A 14,681-nucleotide genomic window follows, 5' to 3' on the forward strand; every position below is an offset into this window, starting at 1 on the left:
GCCGACCAGACCATCTAATCAAACACAAGTTTGAAACACTCGCAACAACTCCCCCCTGCGTCACGACGCTGGTAGGAAAGCGCTGCTTTCGCCATAATGTGCCACCTTTTACACAGGACAGGCGACATGTGGTTCAAACACCTGCATTTATACCGCGTACACAGCGCCCCCGAGCTGAGCGAGTCAGCGCTTGGCGACGCGCTGGATGCCCACGCCGCCGCCCCCCTGGGCAATGCCGATGCCCGCCGCCTCGGCTGGACCGCGCCGGCCGGCCGACTCGGCAGCGGCCAGCGGCTGCATGAAATCCAGGGCCATCGTCTGCTTTCGGCACTCCGTCAGGAGCGTCTGCTGCCTGCTTCGGTGGTCAAGGAAGAAGTCGACGAGCAGGTCGCCAACATTGAGGCCAGCGAAGGCCGCAAGGTGACCCGCAAGGAAAAGACCGCCTTCAAGGAGCAGGTGACCGAAGATTTGCTGCCGCGCGCTTTTGTGCGCAGCCAGAAAATCGACGTCTGGTGGGATACTCGGCGCCAGCTTATTGGCATCAACGCCAGTTCGCGCACGCGGGCCGAAGACATTCTGGATTTGCTGCGCGAGACGCTGGGCAGCCTGAGCGTGACTCCGCTGGCGTCACAGACGCTGCCCATGCGCGCCATGACGACCTGGCTGGGCGATGCCTCAAGCCGCCCCGCCGACCTTCAACTGGGCGACCAAGTTGAACTGAAAGCCAAAGGCGACGACGGCGTGCTTCGCGCACGCCAGGTCGATCTGGACAGCGACGAAATTCAGCAGCTGCTGGAAAGTGGACGCCAGGCAAGTAAACTCGCCCTACACATCGAAGGTCGCCTAAGCTTGGTATTGCACGACGACCTGGCACTGAAGTCGCTTCGCTTTGGCGATGCACTAATAGAAGAAGCCGACCAGGCAGACGATGGCGACGACGCGCTGGCCCGGCTGGAGACTGACTTCATCCTGATGGCCAACGCCCTCTCGGAGGATATCGTGCGCTTGATGGACTGGCTGGGCGGTGAGGTTCAGCGCGAGCCTTCACCGGCTTGATGGCGCTGCTTCGGCATCGCGGTTAACTGTTTTCACTCATTTGATTTTATTAATGACATCCTACGGATCGCATGACACATCACAATAACGCTTCGACTGCCTCGACGCCTTCAGACCCCTGGGCGGATATTCGCCCCTACATGGACCATGAAGTGGCCGACGTGCTTGCCAAGCTTTCAAGGGATAATGAGCTGCTCAATGCGCTTACCCGTTTTCGGCTGCCCCGCCTGGCCCGTTGGGCGCCGCCGTTGGCGCGGGGTATTGCCAGTCACGCCGTCCGCCGGGAAGTCAAAGGTGTGACCAGCGTGCGCGAATTCCAGATGCGCATCGCCAGCTATATGGTGCGCATGATCCGCACCACCACCGACGCCTTCGAGGTCGCGGGGCTTGATAAGCTCGACCCGGGCAGCGCCTATTTGTTTATTGGCAACCACCGGGATATTTCCCTGGATCCGGCTTTTGTCAACTACGCGCTTTATCAGGCAGACCGTAACACCGTACGCATTGCGATTGGCGACAACCTGCTGAAGAAGCCCTATGTCACCGACCTGATGCGGCTGAACAAAAGCTTTATCGTACCGCGCAGCGCCCGCGGCAAGCGGGCCATGCTGGCCGCCTATCAGCAGCTTTCCGCCTATATTCGTCATTCGATCACCGAGGACCAGCACTCGATCTGGATGGCACAGCGCGAAGGCCGGGCCAAGAACGGAATCGACCGCACCGACCCGGCGATCATCAAGATGCTGACCATCGCGAGTCGCACCACCAACCGCGATGCCGCCTTTGGTGACGCCATTGCCGAGCTGAAACTGGTGCCGGTGTCGATCAGCTACGAATACGACCCCTGCGATCGGCAAAAAGCCCAGGAACTCTACGATATCGATACCAAGGGCAGCTACGCGAAAAGCGAATTTGAAGATATCCGCTCCATTGTGGCCGGGATTACCGGCACCAAGGGACGCGTTCAGCTGCGCTTTGGCACGCCGGTAGGCGCCGACATGGCGACCCCGGACGAAGTCGCCGCCGAGATAGATCGCCAGGTCATCGGTGGCTACCGGCTGTTTCCCAGCCATTACCTGGCGCTTGAAGCGCTGGGCGATGCACCCGAGCTGGTGGCGCGCCGAGCCATTACCCGCGACGACCGGGAGCGCTTCAAGGCGCGGCTGGCCAACGTACCGGAACCGCTACGCCCCTACTGGCTGGCGCAATACGCCAACCCGGTGAAACACAAGGCCGGGCGTTTGACAAGCTGAGTACAACCGCCATGCTCGGTGGCGGAAAAAATGCTATGGTCAAGGCATTTAATGGTCTCGCTTGACGCACTACGTCGCGATATTAAGGAGAACGCCCATGTCCGCTTCAGAAATTCAGAAAACACGCATCATCAATGAGCTACGCGGCTTTATCCGTAAGCTGCTGCAGGATCCAAAGATTCTCGAACAGTCGCTGGCAATTGCCCGTGAAGAACTGACCGAAGGCAGCAGTCCCGCCGTCATGGCGCGGATTGCCAACCAGATTTCCGATACTACCAGCGTGCACATTCCCGAAGACGCCGCCGAGCACTCGGAGGCGGACAAGCTGTTTTTAGAGCTGTTGCGGGAAGTGGTTCAAGAGGAGCAAGCACTCTACTAACCTAAGCCACGTCTTCACCCTGCGGCGACGCCAACTGGGCTTCGCCGCTTTTGTCTTTTTTGTTAATGCCTGACCGGGACTTTCGCTCATCATGTCAACGACCTCCCCGCGCCGCATTCTGGTCACCAGTGCGCTCCCCTATGCCAACGGCGCCATTCACCTGGGCCATCTGCTCGAATATATCCAGACCGACATCTGGGTGCGCTTCCAGAAAAGCCGTGGCCAGCACTGCTATTACGTATGCGCCGATGACGCGCACGGCACCGCTATCATGCTGCGTGCCGAACAGGAAGGCATTTCTCCCGAGGCGTTGATCGAGCGCGTTTCCGACGATCATCAGGCCGACTTTGCGCGCTTCGGCGTGGCCTTCGACAACTACCATTCGACCCATTCGGATGAAAACCGCTATTACAGCGAACTGATTTATCAGCGCCTTCGCGACAAGGGCCATATTGCCACGCGTGAAATCGAGCAGATGTTCGATCCGCAAAAAGGGCTGTTTCTCGCCGACCGCTTCATCAAGGGCACCTGCCCCAAATGCGGCGCGGATGATCAGTACGGCGACAACTGCGAAAAATGCGGTGCCACCTACACGCCCGCAGAACTGATCAACCCGGTATCCGCCATCTCCGGCGCGACGCCTGAAGTACGCAGCTCCATGCACTACTTCTTCAAGCTCCCGGACTTTGCCGAGTTTCTACAGCGCTGGATCAACGACGACCACGTGCAGCCGCAAATCCGCAACAAGCTGATGGAGTGGTTCGAGTCGGGCTTCAACGAGTGGGATATTTCCCGCGATGCCCCTTACTTCGGCTTTGAAATACCCGACGCGCCCGGTAAATACTTTTACGTGTGGCTGGATGCGCCGATTGGCTATCTGGCCAGTTTCAAAAACCTGTGCGAACGCGAAGGCATCGACTTCGACAGCTTCTGGCAGCCGTCATCCGACGCCGAGGTCTACCATTTCATCGGCAAGGATATCGTCTATTTCCACGCCTTGTTCTGGCCGGCCATGCTCCAAGGTGCCGACCTGCGCACGCCCACTGCGGTTAACTGTCACGGCTTCCTGACCGTGGATGGCGCCAAGATGTCCAAGTCCCGGGGCACCTTTATCAAGGCAGCCACCTACGCCGACTACCTAAACCCGGAATACCTGCGTTACTACTTTGCCGCCAAGCTTACTTCCAAGGTCGACGACCTGGATCTGAACCTTGACGACTTTGCCGCACGCGTCAACTCGGACCTGGTCGGCAAGGTGGTCAACATCGCCAGTCGCTGTGCCGGCTTCGTCAAGAAGCTGGGCGACGGGCGCCTATCCGCTCACTGCAGCGAGCCACAAATGGTCGCCCGCTTCATTGCCGCCGGCGAGGGCATTGCCGAAGACTTTGAAGCCCGTGAGTTCAGCCGCGCCATGCGCAGCATCATGGAGTTGGCCGACGAAGCCAACACCTACATCGCCGACAAGGAACCCTGGGTACTCGCCAAACAGCAAGGGCGCGATGCCGAGGTACTCGAGATCTGCTCGGTGGGTATCAATCTGTTCCGCCAGCTCATGATCTACCTGGCCCCCGTGGTGCCCGCCATGGCCGAGCAGGCGCGCGTGTTCCTCAACGTCGACACCCTTGACTGGGAAAGTCGTCATGACCTGCTGGTCGACCACGACATCAACAAGTTCAAACCGCTGATGCAGCGCATCGAGCGCGACAAGATAGACGCCATGATCGATGCTTCCAAGGAGGATCTTGTGGAAGAGGCGAAACTCAAACAGGCTCCCCAAGGCCCCTTGGCCGAAACGCCCATTGCCCCCGAAATCAGCTTTGAGGACTTCGCCAAGGTGGATCTGCGTATCGCCCGGATTGCCAAGGCGCAATACGTTGAAGGCGCCGACAAGCTGCTCCAGTTGACGCTCGACCTGGGTGGCGAAACCCGCAACGTCTTTTCCGGCATTCGTTCCGCTTACGCCCCCGAAGCGCTGGAAGGTCGTTTAACGGTCATGGTTGCCAATCTGGCGCCGCGCAAAATGCGCTTCGGCCTCTCCGAAGGCATGGTGCTGGCCTCGGCCAATGACGACGGCATTTACCTGCTGTCGCCGGATTCGGGTGCCGAGCCGGGTCAGCGCGTCACCTAAGCTGGCCTCGCAACCAAAAGGGCAGCGGCAAAAGCCCGCTGCCCACTACCACTGAGCGACCGGATGTCGAGCCACCAATCTGCGCAATGAATGAACTCTTTGTCATATTGATCAGCACTGCACTGGTCAATAACTTCGTGCTGGTGCAGTTTCTGGGCCTATGCCCGTTCATGGGCGTTTCCAACAAGCTGGAATCGGCGATGGGCATGTCCCTGGCCACGACCTTTGTGCTGACGCTGGCCTCCGCCGCAAGCTTTGTGGTTTATCATGGCCTGCTGGTGCCTCTGGACGTGACCTATCTACGCACCATCAGCTTTATCGTGGTGATCGCCGCCGTGGTTCAATTCACCGATATCATGGTGCGCCAGCTAAGTCCGTTGCTGCATCGCGTGCTGGGTATTTTTCTTCCGTTGATCACCACCAACTGCGCGGTACTGGGCGTTGCGCTGTTATCGCTCAACCGCGAGCTGGGCTTTCTCTCCACCACGCTTTATGGCCTTGGCGCCGCCGTGGGCTTTTCTCTGGTGCTGGTGCTGTTTGCGGCCATGCGCGAACGCCTGGCCGCCGCTGACGTTCCGACTCCTTTTAAAGGCGCCGCCATTGCGATGATTACCGCCAGCTTGATGTCGCTCGCCTTCATGGGCTTTTCCGGTTTGGTTCAAGGTTAGGGGGATCAATGAGCGATGCGTTTTCGATGGACGGCCTGCTGAGCGCCGTGGGCGTACTCACCGCGCTGGGAGTGGGCTTTGGCGCCTTGCTGGGGGCGGTCAGCGAGCGCTTCAAGGGCGATGAATCGTCCCTCGTTGAGCAAATTGATGCCCTGCTCCCGCAGACCCAATGCGGCCAATGCGGCTACCCTGGCTGCCGCCCCTACGCCGAGGCCATCAATCAGGGTGATGCGCTCAACAAGTGTCCGCCCGGCGGGGAGTCAACCATTACTGCACTCGCCGACCTGTTGGGTCGCACACCCGAACCGCTGGACGGCGAGGCCACCGACGAGCCCCTGGTCGCCTTCATTCGCGAGGCTGAATGTATTGGCTGCACCAAGTGCATTCAGGCCTGCCCGGTGGATGCGATCATCGGGGCCGCCAAACAGATGCACACCGTGATCGAGGATGAGTGTACGGGCTGCGATCTGTGTCTTGACCCTTGCCCGGTGGATTGCATCGACATGCTGCCGCGACGCACCCCGCTTGAGCAGTGGCAGCCAGTCACCCACCCACCGCTTGTGATTGCCAGCGACCGTCACCCCCAGGAGACGCCCCATGGCACGTACGTTTGAGTTTCATGGCGGCGTCTACCCGCCCGAGCGCAAACAACGCTCCCTGGTGCCGGTGCGTCATGCAACGCTACCCAGTCACGTCGTGCTTTCCTTGGACCAGCACGCCGGACGCCCAGCCCGCGCTATCGTCGCAGTAGGCGACCGGGTGAGTGTGGGCACACCCATTGCCCGCCGCGACGGCATGATTTCAGCCGACCTGCACGCCAGCATCAGTGGCACGGTGACACACAGCGACGCCCTGGCCATCACCGTCGAGGGTGACGGTCACGACACCTGGCAGCGTCTGCCGCCGCTGGACTGGCGAAGCGTCGACACAGAGCCGCTCTTGGCGCGCCTTGAGCAGAGTGGCGTAGTGGGCCTGGGCGGCGCGGGCTTCCCGACCCATATCAAGGCGCGCCTCGGTGAACAACAGCGCATTGATACCCTGGTGGTCAACGCCGCCGAGTGCGAGCCCTACATCACCGCCGATGACCTTACCCTGCAAGGCTTTGCCGGCGATGTTCTCGACGGCGCCCAGCTCATCGCCTCGTTGTGCGACGCGCGCCAGATCGTCGTGGGCATCGAAGATAACAAACCCGAGGCCATCCAGGCGCTTGAGCACGCCATGGCGACAAGCCAGCCGCTGCCTGTGACGCTCAGCGTTATCGCCACGCGCTACCCAAGCGGTGGCGAACGCCAATTGATCAAGGCGCTGCTCGACCGGGACGTGCCCCACCAGGGGCTACCCGCCGACGTTGGGGTACTGTGCCATAACCCCGGCACCCTGTTAGCCGCACTGCGCGCGGTTCGCGATGGCGAACCGCTGGTGGAGCGGCTGGTGACCTTGACCGGCGACGCCCTCGCCGACCCCGGCAATCGCTGGGTGCGCATCGGCACGCCGATAGCGACCCTGCTCGAGGAAGCCGGCCTGCAGCGCGCAACGCTCGATCAGCTCATCGAGGGCGGGCCCATGATGGGCACCTCCCTCGCCGACACCGACGGCGTGATTCGCAAAGCGACCAACTGCTTGATTGCCGCCACGCGGCAAGAGCTGCCGCCTTCGCCGCCGGAATCCCCCTGTATCCGCTGCGGCGCCTGCGAAGACGTCTGCCCGGCTCACCTGTTGCCTCAGCAGCTGCACTGGTACGCCCGCGCGAAGGACGATGACAAGCTGGCGCACTATCGCCTGTTCGACTGTATCGAGTGCAACGCCTGCAGCTACGTCTGCCCCAGCCATATTCCGTTGGTGACCGACTACCGCAGCGCCAAGACGCGGCTTCGCCATCAACGGCTGGAAGCCGCCAAGGCCGAACACGCCAAACATCGTTTTGAATGGCGCCAGGCACGGCTTGCCCGCGAAGAGGCACAAAAACAGGCCCGCCGCCAGGCTCGCCTGGCAAAGCAAACGTCAGGCCAGCCTACGGGCGCCCAGTCGACGTCGCCCCAGGCCGATCTGCGAAGTTTGCGCATTGCCCAGACGGCCGCCAAAGCCGCCGTCAGAAAGGCCGAGAAAAACCTGGCGCGGGCCGCTCAGCAAGATCCCGGCGAGTCCCACGAGGACCTGGAAACCCAGCTGGCAACGGCGCAGGAAAACCTGCGGGCGGCCGACGCCCACCTAGCCGACGCCCGTAACGCCAGCGCGCCCCAAGAGACCCGTTAACCATGCTGCACGCGTCCCACAATGATCGACGCCTTTTAAGGCCAGCGCCGAGCACCGGCAGCATCATGCGCTGGGTGATTGTCGCGACGCTACCCGGCCTTGCCACCATGACGTTTTTTTTCGGGCTGGGGGTGGTCAGCAATGTGTTGCTGGCCGCCGCCTTCGGGCTCGGCTTTGAAGCGCTTATCTTGCGGCTGCGCAAGCGCTCACTGCACCCGCTCAACGATTCAAGCGCGCTCCTCACAGGCGTCTTGCTGGGCGCATCGCTGCCCCCGGCGAGCCCCTGGTGGCTGATCGGTGTCGGCATGCTCGCCGCCATTGTGGTGGCCAAGCAGCTCTACGGTGGGCTGGGCCATAACCCCTTCAACCCCGCCATGGTGGGCTATGCGCTGCTGCTGGTATCGTTCCCGACCTACATGACCCTATGGTCGCCCCCTCAGCCGCTATGGCCCGAAGGACTGTGGGGACAAATCACCGGGAGCGCCTCCCTCGCGCAAATAGATGGCCTCAGCGGCGCCACGCCCCTGGATGCCTTCAAGCATAAAGGGGCTGGGGTGTCGGCCGGCGACTTCTGGGCCGGCCAGCCCCTGCCCGAAGGCACACTGAACGCCTGGCGGTGGGTCGCGGTGGCCTGGTTGGCGGGCGGCGTGCTGCTGCTGGCCAAACGCCTTATCAGCTGGCATATTCCGGTCGCCATGCTGGGTAGCATGATGGTCATGGCCACACTGCTGCACGGGTTCGAAGCGGACCGTTTTGCCTCGCCCTGGCTGCACCTGTTTACCGGTGCGACGCTGTTTGGCGCGTTTTTCATTGCCACCGACCCGGTGTCGGCCGCCACCAGCCAGCGCGGCAAACTGATTTATGCGGCAGGCATTGGCGTACTCATCATGGTGATTCGTACCTGGGGCGGCTACCCCGATGCCGTGGCGTTTGCCGTGCTGCTCATGAATCTGGGCGTCCCGCTCCTGGATCTATACACCGCGCCTCGCCCGGCGGGCCGGCCACCCGCGCCGGCCAAGGAGCGATCATGACCACCTTCAACGCCATGCAGCGCGGCGCGCTGGTGCTGGGCGCGTTTGCCCTGATCACGGCAGGTAGCGTTGCCTCGCTTCGCGCGCTCACCGCCGAACGCATCGACGCCCACCAGCACGCCTATCAGCAGCGCCAGCGCCAGGCCGTGCTGCCTGAGTCGCTTACCCGCCAGGCATCCGCGTCAGAAATGGCCTTGCCCGATGCACAGCAACTGGGCTACCCCGAGGGCGCGACCGGCTGGCGGGTGGAAAATGCCGACCAGCGCGCGGTTGTGCTGCCGGTGGTCACTCGGCGGGGCTACAACGGCGAGATTCATCTGCTGGTAGGTATCGACGAGGAGCAGCGCATCACCGGCGTGCGCGTCACCCAGCACCAGGAAACCCCGGGGCTGGGGGATGACATCGAGCGCCGACGCAGCGACTGGATTACCGGCTTTGACGGCTTGAGTCTCGACGCATTGCCGCCCGGCGGCTGGGCCGTTACCCGGGACGGCGGGCATTTTGATGCTTTTACCGGCGCCACCATCACGCCCCGCGCGGTGGTCGGCGCCGTGCATGACGCGCTGCAGTACGCTCATAATACACCGCTGTTCAGCGACGCCAGGGAGACGTCACCATGAGCCAGCTAGGCGAACTGACCCGCGAGGGGCTGTGGTCGAATAACCCGGCCCTCGTGCAGCTATTGGGCTTGTGCCCGCTGCTGGCGGTAAGCGCCAGCGTCGTCAACGCCCTGGGCCTGGCCATCGCTACCCTGGTGGTGATGGTCGGCGCCAGCACCACGGTATCGCTGATTCGTCATCAGGTACCCAGTGCCGTTCGCCTGCCAGCGTTTGTGATGATAATCGCCGCCTTCGTCACCTGCGCCGAGCTGCTGATGGCCGCTTACGCCTACCCGCTTTATCAGGTGCTGGGTATTTTTATTCCGCTGATTGTCACCAACTGCGCGATCCTCGGCCGCGCGGAAGCGTTTGCCTCACGCCAGCCGGTGCTCCCCGCCGCCATTGATGGCCTGATGATGGGGCTCGGGTTTGGCGCCGTGCTGATCGTGCTGGGCGCACTGCGCGAGCTTTTGGGCCAGGGCACCCTGTTTAGGGAGATGTCGCTGCTGTTTGGTCCTATGGCCGAGGGTTGGCAGCTGACGTTGATCGACGATTATCAGTTCCTGTTTTTCATTCTGCCGCCCGGGGCCTTCTTTGTGGCGGGGCTGCTGATCGCGCTCAAGAACAGCGTTGATCAACGGCGTCAGGCGTCCAAACAACCCACGACCGTCACACCCCGCGAACAACGCCGCGTGCGTGTCACCGGCACGATCAAATAACCCAGAGGTTTGCCATGAATGCCCAAAAGCGTTACGAGATTTTCGCTCGCCTCCAGGCAGAAAACCCTCACCCGACCACCGAGCTTAACTGGAACACGCCGTTCGAACTGCTCGCCGCCGTATTGCTTTCCGCCCAGGCCACCGACGTGGGCGTCAACAAGGCCACCGATCGGCTGTTCCCCGTCGCCAACACCCCCCAGGGCATCATCGATCTCGGCCTCGACGGGCTAAAAATGCACATCAAGACCATCGGCCTGTACAACACTAAAGCCGAGAACCTGATGAAAACCTGTTACCTGCTGGTCGAGCACCACGGCGGCGAGGTGCCCCAGACCCGCGCGGCGCTCGAAGCCCTGCCCGGTGTCGGCCGCAAAACGGCCAACGTCATTTTGAACACCGCCTTCGGCCAGCCGACCATGGCGGTGGATACGCATATATTTCGCGTGGCCAATCGTACGGGGATTGCCAAGGGCAAGGACGTCGTCGACGTCGAACACAAGCTGCTGCGCCACGTTCCCAGACCTTTTCTCAAGGACGCCCATCACTGGCTGATTCTCCACGGCCGCTATACCTGCATCGCCCGCAAGCCTCGCTGCGGCAGCTGCATCATCGAGGATCTATGCGACTACAAGGAAAAAACCGAGATCGCCTAGCGCTGATACGCCAGCCGACGCGACGCCAGGATCAATCAGGCGCGCCATCCGTGAGCAGTTCAGCGTAGGCCGCCTGCCAGGCGGGCCACTCCCAATGACCGGTCATGAGATGCCCGGGCCGGGTGTCTGGGTCGGTCAGCCAACGATGAAGGCGCTCGTAGAGCCCTTGGCGCGTGCCGTCGTATCGATAGGCTGCCGGGTAGAGGTCGGGGAAACACAGCCGATCCGGCACCAGGGGTAGCGCACCGCGCTGGGCAGCCTCCATGATCGCCAGCCCCTGAAACTCGTGCCAGGTAGTGGACACCACGATGCCCGCCTTATCCAGCTCAGCCTGGTAGTCGCCTTCCGGCAGGGGCCCCCAGGCGGTGATATGGGCGGCGAGTCGCTGCTCTGCCTCGGCAAAAATCGCCGGCACATGACGAAAGCGCTGACCCACCACCGTCAGCTCGAAGTCCACACCACGCTCGCTTAGCGCAAACAGCACCGCGAAAAAGTCCTCGGGGTTTTTATCGTACTCCCAGCGGTGGTTCCAGAGTATCCGCCCAGGGCGACGCATGGCAGGTTGCTCGTCGGCAAGCGGCATCACCGGCACGGGCAGCACGCTGGCGCGTTGGCGAAGGGCTTCGAGGGGCTTCACCGCCGGCACATTCTCGGGCATTTGCTTCAAAAAGGCGCGGGCACCGTCAATGAACGAGTCGCGGTTGTAGGCGGTATTGAACACCACGGTATCGGCCGCCAGGGCCGCGTATAGATTCACCATCTTGGCTTCCGCCTGGGGCCGCTGCTCGCCCGATTCGGGGTAGGCAAACTGGTTCTCGTGGAAATACAAAATCTTGCGCGCGCGCCCGAGCGACGGGAACAGTCCCGCCAGGGTCGCCAGATCCACCATCGAGGTGGCCAGCACCACATCGTACGGCTGGCTTAGGGTGTTCCCTTCCTTCAATAACCACGTAAGTGGGTTACCACGAATACGCCAGCTGAAATGACGTGCCGGCAAACGCAACGCCGTCCATTCCACGCCATCAACGTGCTGCATGACGCTATCGGCCCAGTAACGGTGACTGACGGCATCGTAAGCGGAAAGCAGCAGGACACGTGCTCGGGTTTTTAATGAGGTGTGCATTCATCGCCTATCGACTAAACAGCCTGCCATTGTGTCGTACCCCACGGTTTCCTGTCACCCATCGATCGCTTTGTTACCAAGGTCGTCTTGGCGCATCCCTTTCATCTACCTACACTCTGGCTTAATGACGGGGAAACCTAGGCTGCCCCATAACCCTTAAACGTAGGGAGCGCACGATGGCTAAAGTGCTTGTGGTCGATGACGAGCCCAATATCCTCATATCGCTTGAGTTTCTGATGCAGCAGGCGGGCTTCGACGTCATCACGGCAGACGACGGCGAACAGGCCCTTGCCCATGTGCAGCAGGCCCCACCTGATCTGATCCTGCTGGACATCAGCCTGCCCGGCATCAGCGGTTTCGATGTGCTGGAGCAGCTGCGCCAGCAAACCGCTACGGCCGCGCTGCCCATCATCATGCTGACGGCGCACGGCCGCGAGGTAGAGCGGGAAAAAGGCATGGCGCTGGGCGCTGATGATTACATTACCAAGCCCTTTTCCACCCAGGCGCTGGTCGAAAAAGTCAACGCTCTGTTAAGCGGACACCCTTCATGACACGAGGCGGGCTACCCAAACGCCAGCGATTGATTGGCCTGTGGCTCATTCTCAGCGGCATCAGCCTGCTGGGCGGGGCTATTTTTGCCGCCTGGCTGGATGCTCAGCTTGCTCCCACCGGCACAACGCGCATTGCCTTGTGGCTGGGCAGCTTTTCCGGCGGCGCGACGATTTTCCTGGCCGGCTTGCTGCTCGAACGCATGCTGTTTACCCCGCTGCGTCATTTGCAGGTACAGCTGGCACGCCTGGTCGCCAATCCCGATGCCCGCGATGAACACCCACCCGAAGGCTGGCTAAAGGGCCTCGGCCCGGACCTGAAGCGCGTGCGCGAGAGCTGGCGGGAAGACCGCAGCCGCTTGGCCACGGCGCACACGGAAGGCGCTCGCAGCGCCGCCAAGATCCGCCAGGAGCTGGAAACGTTGCTGCAGGTGCTCGAGACGCCGCTGCTGCTATGTGACCATCATCGCCGGGTCATGTTGTTTAACCAGGCCGCCGAGGACTTCTTTGTCGACCATACCGGCCTGGGGCTTGGCAAGCGTCTCGAAGCGCTTATCCCGGTCGCCAGCTTGCAGCAGGCGATTCGTCAGCTACCCGACGACGGCGCTCCGCGTGAGCTGTTGGCCCCCTGCGAGAACCGCTGGCTCAAGATCATTTTACGCCGCGTTCCGGGCAGCGATGGCGAAACGCTGCTGACGTTCAGCGACGCCACCGCCTCCTGGTCGAGTGAAATGGGGGTTAGAGCGGAGCTTGCCGACATGTTGACGCCGCTGCGCCAACACACCGCCAGCCTGACCAGCGCCGCTGACGCGCTGATTCAGCTCAGGCAACAGGGCGACGTCGACACCTCTGCGCTGCGTCAGCGGTTTGAACGCGTCATTCAGGAAGAAGGCGCCACCCTGGGCGATAACGTCGCCAGGATCGGTCAGCTACTGGATGACATGCAGCATCAGGGCGAGCGCCTGACGCCCATGTGGTCCAACGATTTCTGGCAGGCGCTGGACGAGCGCCTCGACCCCGAGCACCGCCTGATCACCCCGGTAGGCATGCCCGCCTGGTTCAAGGGCGACGCGCCGGCGCTGATCGCGCTGTTCGACTCGCTGGTCAAGCACCTCAATGCGCACCTGCCCGACAGCGGCTTTGAGGGCGAGATGTGCCTGGGCAACAAGCGCGTCTACCTGGATCTTATCTGGCACGGCAAGGCGCTGCCCGAACACGAGCTGGCCGCATGGCGGCAGCAGACGCTGCCGTCACTGCCGCTGAGTCCAAGCGTCGCCGACGTGCTGCGCCAGCACGCCAGCGATATCTGGAGCCTGGCCGATGATAACGGCACCCATGCCCGGCTACGCCTTCCGCTACCCGCCATGGAGCGCGTTGGCGCCCCGCGGGAAACCGCTCCGCCGCGCCCTGAATTCCATGACTTCGGCATTGCCGACCTGCCGCCGCCCGACGAAGCCCTTGCCAGCCGTTCGCTGCGCAGCCTGGACATCGTCGCCTTCGATACCGAAACCACCGGGCTTGAACTGCGCCGCGGCGACACGGTGATCAGTCTCGGTGCCTGCCGCGTGGTGAATGCGAAGCTGCTGGCCAGCGACGTCTTCGATCAGAAGGTCGACCCCAAGCGGCCTATTCCGCTGGCCAGCACCGCCATCCATGGTCTTAGCGATGTCGATGTGGCCGGCGCGCCGCCGCTGGACATCGTCTTGAGCCGCTTTCGCGACTACGTGGGCGACGCCGTCATGCTCGCCCATAACGCCGCCTTTGACTTGCTGGCCATCAGCCACAAAGGCGTGACGTTCGACATCCCGGTGATCGATACCCTGCTGATTTCGCGCGCCCTGGACGAAGCGCTGGATGGCCACGACCTCGACAGCCTTGCCCAGCGTTATGACCTGGCGTTTCCACCCGGCACGCGCCACACGGCGCTTGGCGATGCACGCGTCACCGCCGAGCTATGGTTGGCGCTGCTGCCGCGCCTGGAGGCACGGGGTATCGCTACCCTGGAGCAACTGCTTGCGCTGCAGGCCAATGCCTTTGATCGACAGGATGCCAGCGCCACATGAAAACGTCAGGCCCCAAATCACGTAAAACCGAACGGCTGATGGCCCTGGTGGCCATTGCACTGCTGCTGTTCTGCCCGCCCGTGATCCTTGTGGTCGACCGCTTCCCTACGTCGCACATCGGCTGGCTGCCGCTGTATCTGTTCATTGCCTGGGCGATCGTTATCGGCCTGGCGGCGTGGCTCATGGAACATCGTGCGGGCCGCTGATC

Annotated in this window: 15 protein-coding genes; 14 read left to right on the forward strand and 1 reads right to left on the reverse strand. The window is 62.2% G+C overall.

The features are described 5' to 3' along the window. Nucleotides 1-126: 126 nt before the first annotated feature. The 11 genes from QC815_RS08415 to nth all read left to right on the forward strand — a co-directional run bounded on the left by QC815_RS08415 (nt 127) and on the right by nth (nt 10,739). The gene (locus QC815_RS08415) at nt 127-1,056 is read left to right on the forward strand and encodes a recombination-associated protein RdgC (protein ID WP_230446852.1); all 930 of its coding nucleotides are present in this window, start codon (nt 127-129) and stop codon (nt 1,054-1,056) included. 71 nt (nt 1,057-1,127) lie between these two features. Further along, nucleotides 1,128-2,309, forward strand: a complete 1,182-nt coding sequence (locus tag QC815_RS08420) for a 1-acyl-sn-glycerol-3-phosphate acyltransferase (RefSeq protein WP_309768021.1) — start codon at nt 1,128-1,130, stop codon at nt 2,307-2,309. A 97-nt stretch (nt 2,310-2,406) separates the two neighbouring features. Then, nucleotides 2,407-2,688 (forward strand): hypothetical protein, encoded by a 282-nt coding sequence (locus tag QC815_RS08425; RefSeq protein WP_230446850.1) that lies wholly within the window; start codon nt 2,407-2,409, stop codon nt 2,686-2,688. Nucleotides 2,689-2,779: 91 nt separating this feature from the next. Then, complete coding sequence (gene metG / locus QC815_RS08430; protein ID WP_230446849.1) at nt 2,780-4,816, forward strand: methionine--tRNA ligase; 2,037 nt, start codon at nt 2,780-2,782, stop codon at nt 4,814-4,816. A gap of 86 nt (nt 4,817-4,902) precedes the next feature. After that, nucleotides 4,903-5,484: an electron transport complex subunit RsxA gene (gene rsxA / locus QC815_RS08435; RefSeq protein ID WP_230446848.1), complete on the forward strand. Its 582-nt coding sequence runs from the start codon at nt 4,903-4,905 to the stop codon at nt 5,482-5,484. 8 nt (nt 5,485-5,492) lie between these two features. Next, nucleotides 5,493-6,098 (forward strand): electron transport complex subunit RsxB, encoded by a 606-nt coding sequence (gene rsxB / locus QC815_RS08440; RefSeq protein WP_230446847.1) that lies wholly within the window; start codon nt 5,493-5,495, stop codon nt 6,096-6,098. Then, complete coding sequence (gene rsxC / locus QC815_RS08445) at nt 6,082-7,737, forward strand: electron transport complex subunit RsxC (protein ID WP_230446846.1); 1,656 nt, start codon at nt 6,082-6,084, stop codon at nt 7,735-7,737. The genes rsxB and rsxC overlap by 17 nt, the downstream gene beginning before the upstream one ends. 2 nt (nt 7,738-7,739) lie before the next feature. Beyond that, on the forward strand, nt 7,740-8,768 hold the full coding sequence (locus QC815_RS08450) for an RnfABCDGE type electron transport complex subunit D (RefSeq protein ID WP_230446845.1): 1,029 nt from the start codon (nt 7,740-7,742) through the stop codon (nt 8,766-8,768). After that, nucleotides 8,765-9,388: an RnfABCDGE type electron transport complex subunit G gene (locus QC815_RS08455; RefSeq protein ID WP_230446844.1), complete on the forward strand. Its 624-nt coding sequence runs from the start codon at nt 8,765-8,767 to the stop codon at nt 9,386-9,388. The genes QC815_RS08450 and QC815_RS08455 overlap by 4 nt, the downstream gene beginning before the upstream one ends. Beyond that, the gene (locus tag QC815_RS08460) at nt 9,385-10,086 is read left to right on the forward strand and encodes an electron transport complex subunit E (RefSeq protein WP_230446843.1); all 702 of its coding nucleotides are present in this window, start codon (nt 9,385-9,387) and stop codon (nt 10,084-10,086) included. Before QC815_RS08455 ends, QC815_RS08460 begins: the two co-directional genes overlap by 4 nt. A gap of 14 nt (nt 10,087-10,100) precedes the next feature. Further along, nucleotides 10,101-10,739 carry an endonuclease III gene (gene nth, locus QC815_RS08465; protein ID WP_230446842.1) on the forward strand — a complete coding sequence of 213 codons (639 nt, stop codon included), beginning with the start codon at nt 10,101-10,103 and terminating at the stop codon, nt 10,737-10,739. Nucleotides 10,740-10,770: 31 nt separating this feature from the next. Here nth and QC815_RS08470 read toward each other — a convergent pair whose 3' ends face one another. Beyond that, entirely contained in the window at nt 10,771-11,862 is a 1,092-nt protein-coding gene (locus QC815_RS08470; RefSeq protein ID WP_230446841.1) for a tRNA-queuosine alpha-mannosyltransferase domain-containing protein, read from the reverse strand. Between the two features lie 176 nt (nt 11,863-12,038). Here QC815_RS08470 and QC815_RS08475 point away from each other — a divergent pair, with 176 nt between their 5' ends. Genes QC815_RS08475 through QC815_RS08485 form a run of 3 tightly spaced genes read left to right on the forward strand, consistent with a single transcriptional unit; the run spans nt 12,039 to nt 14,679 of the window. Then, nucleotides 12,039-12,413 (forward strand): response regulator transcription factor, encoded by a 375-nt coding sequence (locus QC815_RS08475; protein ID WP_230446840.1) that lies wholly within the window; start codon nt 12,039-12,041, stop codon nt 12,411-12,413. Then, the gene (locus QC815_RS08480) at nt 12,410-14,473 is read left to right on the forward strand and encodes a 3'-5' exonuclease (RefSeq protein ID WP_230446839.1); all 2,064 of its coding nucleotides are present in this window, start codon (nt 12,410-12,412) and stop codon (nt 14,471-14,473) included. The genes QC815_RS08475 and QC815_RS08480 overlap by 4 nt, the downstream gene beginning before the upstream one ends. Further along, nucleotides 14,470-14,679: a hypothetical protein gene (locus QC815_RS08485; RefSeq protein WP_230446838.1), complete on the forward strand. Its 210-nt coding sequence runs from the start codon at nt 14,470-14,472 to the stop codon at nt 14,677-14,679. The genes QC815_RS08480 and QC815_RS08485 overlap by 4 nt, the downstream gene beginning before the upstream one ends. The last annotated feature ends 2 nt before the right edge of the window (nt 14,680-14,681 follow it).

It is taken from the genome of Vreelandella gomseomensis (genome assembly GCF_031451645.1).
GTDB classification, from domain to species: Bacteria; Pseudomonadota; Gammaproteobacteria; order Pseudomonadales; family Halomonadaceae; genus Vreelandella; species Vreelandella gomseomensis.

Excerpts from the sequence above, each read along its gene's own strand:
- QC815_RS08415 (WP_230446852.1), top strand. The coding sequence starts at position 127 with ATGTGGTTCAAACACCTGCATTTATACCGCGTACACAGCGCCCCCGAG.
- QC815_RS08420 (WP_309768021.1), top strand. The coding sequence starts at position 1,128 with ATGACACATCACAATAACGCTTCGACTGCCTCGACGCCTTCAGACCCC.
- QC815_RS08425 (WP_230446850.1), top strand. The coding sequence starts at position 2,407 with ATGTCCGCTTCAGAAATTCAGAAAACACGCATCATCAATGAGCTACGC.
- metG (WP_230446849.1), top strand. The coding sequence starts at position 2,780 with ATGTCAACGACCTCCCCGCGCCGCATTCTGGTCACCAGTGCGCTCCCC.
- rsxA (WP_230446848.1), top strand. The coding sequence starts at position 4,903 with ATGAATGAACTCTTTGTCATATTGATCAGCACTGCACTGGTCAATAAC.
- rsxB (WP_230446847.1), top strand. The coding sequence starts at position 5,493 with ATGAGCGATGCGTTTTCGATGGACGGCCTGCTGAGCGCCGTGGGCGTA.
- rsxC (WP_230446846.1), top strand. The coding sequence starts at position 6,082 with ATGGCACGTACGTTTGAGTTTCATGGCGGCGTCTACCCGCCCGAGCGC.
- QC815_RS08450 (WP_230446845.1), top strand. The coding sequence starts at position 7,740 with ATGCTGCACGCGTCCCACAATGATCGACGCCTTTTAAGGCCAGCGCCG.
- QC815_RS08455 (WP_230446844.1), top strand. The coding sequence starts at position 8,765 with ATGACCACCTTCAACGCCATGCAGCGCGGCGCGCTGGTGCTGGGCGCG.
- QC815_RS08460 (WP_230446843.1), top strand. The coding sequence starts at position 9,385 with ATGAGCCAGCTAGGCGAACTGACCCGCGAGGGGCTGTGGTCGAATAAC.
- nth (WP_230446842.1), top strand. The coding sequence starts at position 10,101 with ATGAATGCCCAAAAGCGTTACGAGATTTTCGCTCGCCTCCAGGCAGAA.
- QC815_RS08470 (WP_230446841.1), bottom strand. The coding sequence starts at position 11,862 with ATGCACACCTCATTAAAAACCCGAGCACGTGTCCTGCTGCTTTCCGCT.
- QC815_RS08475 (WP_230446840.1), top strand. The coding sequence starts at position 12,039 with ATGGCTAAAGTGCTTGTGGTCGATGACGAGCCCAATATCCTCATATCG.
- QC815_RS08480 (WP_230446839.1), top strand. The coding sequence starts at position 12,410 with ATGACACGAGGCGGGCTACCCAAACGCCAGCGATTGATTGGCCTGTGG.
- QC815_RS08485 (WP_230446838.1), top strand. The coding sequence starts at position 14,470 with ATGAAAACGTCAGGCCCCAAATCACGTAAAACCGAACGGCTGATGGCC.